Source organism: Neisseria sp. P0022.S010 (genome assembly GCF_051956635.1).
On the sequence record NZ_JBQCXF010000665.1, the window covers coordinates 1 to 1,475 of the forward strand.

Consider the following 1,475-nt stretch of genomic DNA (forward strand, 5'->3'; position numbering starts at 1 on the left):
GTACTTGCTCTCCGCGAGGGCTGGTATCGGGGGCAACCACAATCACTTGATGTTCAGCCGCATAACGCTGGAAGCCTGATTTGGTAATGAAATTTTGTTCAGTGCAAGTTAAGCCGGAAAGCCAATAAATCACACCAAGCGGTCGCTTCTCCTGATTATCCGGCAAATAGACGGCAAATTTCATTTCGCATTGCAGCGTTTGGGCATGATGCGTCCAAACTTGTTGCGAACCGCCGAAAATTTGATGTTGTTCAATCAGTTTCATCTCGGGCCTTAGTAATGAATAACAGCGCGGATCGATTTACCTTCGTGCATCAACTCAAAGGCTTCATTGATTTGATCGAGTGTCAGTGTATGGGTTACAAACGGTTCTAACTCGATGTCGCCTTTCATTGAATCTTCGACCATTTTCGGAAGTTCGGAGCGGCCTTTCACGCCACCAAAAGCCGAGCCTTTCCAAACACGACCTGTTACCAACTGGAACGGACGAGTTGAAATTTCTTGTCCTACACCTGCTACGCCGATGATAATGGATTGTCCCCAACCACGGTGTGCACTTTCTAATGCCTGACGCATTACGTTTACGTTGCCGATACATTCAAAGGTATGGTCAATACCCCATTTATTGATGTCTAACAACACGTCTTTGATCGGTTTATCGTAATCGTTCGGGTTCAAACAGTCAGTTGCACCAAAATGTTTTGCCAACTCGAATTTTGCGGGATTGGTATCAATGGCGATAATGCGGCCCGCTTTGGCTTGACGCGCACCTTGCACCACAGCCAAACCAATCGCCCCCAAACCAAACACGGCAACAGAGTCGCCTTCTTGCACTTTTGCCGTGTTATGTACCGCACCAATACCTGTGGTAACACCGCAGCCGAGCAAACATACTTGTTCGTGGTTGGCTTCCGGGTTGATTTTCGCCAGTGAAACTTCGGCAACAACAGAATATTCACTGAAAGTCGAACAGCCCATATAGTGATAGATCGGCTGACCTTGATAAGAAAAACGCGTCGTGCTGTCCGGCATTAAGCCTTTACCTTGTGTGTCACGCACTGAGACGCATAAGTTGGTTTTACCTGAACGACAAAATTCACATTCGCCACATTCAGCGGTGTAAAGAGGAATGACGTGATCACCCGGTTTTACGCTGGAAACACCCTCACCCACAGCAACGACCACACCCGCACCTTCGTGCCCAAGCACCACAGGGAATACGCCCTCAGGATCGCTTCCTGATAATGTAAATGCATCAGTATGGCACACGCCCGTATGGGTATTGCGGATTAACACTTCGCCTTTGTGTGGCATTTCTACATCGATTTCCACAATTTGTAAGGGTTGATTTGGTGCAAATGCTACCGCCGCACGAGATTTGATGGTTGAATTGGTTTGTTTATTTTCCATTATTTTTTCCTTTTAATTCATTAATTAAAGTTATCTAGCCTAAGAAAGAGAACAACAGCTTATAC

General features: G+C 46.4%; 2 protein-coding genes. Both read right to left on the reverse strand.

Annotated elements, in window-relative coordinates:
- On the reverse strand, positions 1–265 hold a 265-nt coding region (locus ACTHUT_RS20480; protein ID WP_440419641.1), incomplete at its 3' end, for an alpha/beta hydrolase-fold protein.
- 8 nt (positions 266–273) lie between these two features.
- A complete protein-coding gene (locus ACTHUT_RS20485) occupies positions 274–1,410 on the reverse strand; it encodes an S-(hydroxymethyl)glutathione dehydrogenase/class III alcohol dehydrogenase (protein WP_284675696.1) in 1,137 nt (378 codons plus the stop codon).
- Positions 1,411–1,475 lie beyond the last annotated feature (65 nt).